1 pseudogene is annotated in these 2,674 nt (G+C 68.8%); it reads left to right on the top strand.

Annotation, left to right across the window (positions count from 1 at the left end):
• Positions 1-4: 4 nt before the first annotated feature.
• Positions 5-2,674 (top strand): annotated as a pseudogene (locus AOK08_RS36460) (type I polyketide synthase); the annotation flags it as partial.

Here is a 2,674-nt window from a genome sequence, read left to right as displayed (position 1 = left end):
GGCGTTGGAGGCTCTGGTCGAGCAGCGTCGGGCGCGGGGGCTGGTCGGCTCGTCTGTGGCGTGGGGACCGTGGGCCGGTGTGGGTATGGCCGCTGACGAGGCGGTCGCCGGGCGTATGCGGCGGCAGGGTGTTGTGCCGATGGAGCCGTCTAGGGCGTTGACGGTTTTGGGGCAGGTGGCTGCGGGCGACGAGGGCAGTCTCACGGTGGTGGAGGTGGACTGGGAACGCTATCTGCCGACGGTGACCACCGCCCCCAGTGCGCTCTTCGATGAGATTCCGCAGGTCCAGGCTGTCCGGAAGGCGGAACCCACGGCGGATGTGGGCTCTGAGGGTCTGCGGGCGCGGTTGGCGGGGTTGTCGGAGTCGGATCAGCGTGCGCTGTTGCTGGGGTTGGTGCGGGAGCAGGCGGCGTTGGTGTTGGGGCATGCGTCGAGTCAGGCGGTGTTGCCGGGGCGGGCGTTCAAGGATCTGGGTTTCGATTCGTTGACTGCGGTGCAGTTCCGGAATCGGGTGAATGCGGTGACGGGTTTGGCGACGGCGCCGTCGTTGGTGTTCGACTATCCGACGCCGAATGAGCTTGCCGGGTTTTTGTGGGGTGAGTTCGCGGGGGTTGTGGGTTCGGTTGGGCTGGTGCCGTTCGGGGCGGTGTCGGTGGCTGACGATCCGGTGGTGATCGTGGGTATGGGGTGCCGTTTCCCGGGTGGTGTGGGTTCGCCGGGTGAGTTGTGGGATCTGGTGGTGTCGGGGGCTGACGCGGTGTCGGGGTTCCCGGTGGACCGGGGCTGGGATCTGGAGGGGTTGTTCGATCCGGATCCGGAGAATCTGGGGACGTCGTATACGCGGCATGGGGCGTTTCTGTCGGATGCGGCCGGCTTCGACGCCGGTTTCTTCGGTATTTCGCCGCGTGAGGCCACCGCGATGGATCCGCAGCAGCGGTTGCTGCTGGAGACGTGCTGGGAGGCGCTGGAGGATGCCGGTATCGATCCGGCGTCGTTGCGGGGTGGCCGGGGCGGTGTGTTCATGGGCACCAACGGCCAGGACTACGCGACCCTGCTCGAGCACACCTCGGATGGTGCCGAGGGGTACGCGGGCATTGGTAACGCGGCGAGTGTGATGTCCGGCCGGATCGCCTACACCCTGGGCCTGGAGGGCCCGGCGGTGACGGTGGACACGGCGTGCTCGGCGTCCCTGGTCGCGCTCCACTGGGCTGTGCAGGCGCTGCGGTCGGGTGAGTGCGATTTGGCGCTGGCCGGCGGTGTGACCGTGATGTCCACGCCGGGGGTGTTTGTGGAGTTCTCGCGGCAGCGGGGGCTTGCTGTGGATGGCCGGTGCAAGGCGTTCGGCGTGGATGCGGACGGCACGGGCTGGGGTGAGGGTGCCGGTGTGCTGCTGGTGGAGCGGCTGTCGGATGCTGAGCGGCTTGGTCACCGGGTGCTGGCTGTGGTGCGGGGCAGTGCGGTCAATCAGGACGGTGCGAGTAATGGGCTGACGGCTCCGAATGGTCCGTCGCAGCAGCGGGTGATCCGGCAGGCCCTGGCCGTCGCCGGACTCGACGCGGCCGAGGTCGACGCCGTCGAGGCGCACGGCACGGGCACCCGTCTCGGGGATCCCATCGAGGCGCAGGCGCTGCTGGCCACTTATGGGCGGGGGCGTTCGGAGGAGCGTCCGTTGTGGCTGGGTTCGGTGAAGTCGAACATCGGTCATACGCAGGCTGCTGCGGGTGTTGCTGGTGTGATCAAGATGGTGGAGGCGATGCGGCACGGCGTGCTGCCCGCCACGTTGCATGCCGCTGAGCCGACGGATCAGGTGGACTGGTCGAGTGGCGGGGTGGAGTTGCTGAGTCAGGCGCGGGAGTGGCCGGAGGCCGACCGCCCGCGTCGGGTGGGTGTCTCCGCGTTCGGCGTCAGTGGGACGAACGCGCACGTGATTCTGGAGCAGGCTCCGCAGTCTGTGGACGAACTGGGCGTTGAGGCTGGGGAGTCGGGTTCGGCTTCGGGTCTGGTGGTGTGGCCGGTGTCGGGGCGCAGTGAGGTGGCGTTGCGGGGGCAGGCTGCGCGGTTGCGTGCGCGTGTTGCAGCCGATGAGGCGCTGGATCCGGTGGATGTGGGGTTCTCGCTGGCGAGTGGTCGTTCGGTGTTCGAGCATCGGGCGGTGGTGTCGGGCCGGGATCGTGGCGAGCTGCTGGCGGGTCTGGGCGCGTTGGCGGCGGATGAGTCGGCTTCGGGTGTGGTGCGGGGTGTGGCGGGGGCTGAAGAGCCTGATGTCGCTGTGTTGTTCTCGGGTCAGGGTGCGCAGCGGTTGGGTATGGGGCGGGATCTGTATGAGGCGTTCCCGGTGTTCGCGGGGGCGTGGGATGCGGTGTGTGAGGTGCTGGACCCGCTGCTGGGGGCGCCGCTGACGTCGGTGGCCTGGCCTTCGGAGTCCGAGGGTGACGTGGCGGGGTTGTTGGATCGGACGGTGTGGGCTCAGGCGGGGTTGTTCGCGTTTGAGGTGGCGGCGTTCCGGTTGGTGGAGTCGTGGGGTGTGGTGCCGCGGTTCGTGGTGGGTCACTCCGTGGGGGAGATCGCCGCTGCCCATGTGGCCGGTGTGCTGTCTTTGGGTGATGCGTGTCGTGTGGTGGCGGCGCGTGGCCGGCTGATGGACGCGTTGCCGGGTGGCGGTGTGATGGTGGCG

Source organism: Streptomyces graminilatus (assembly GCF_001418565.1).
GTDB lineage: Bacteria > Actinomycetota > Actinomycetes > Streptomycetales > Streptomycetaceae > Streptomyces > Streptomyces graminilatus.
This window is presented reverse-complemented; position numbering and strand designations above follow the sequence as displayed.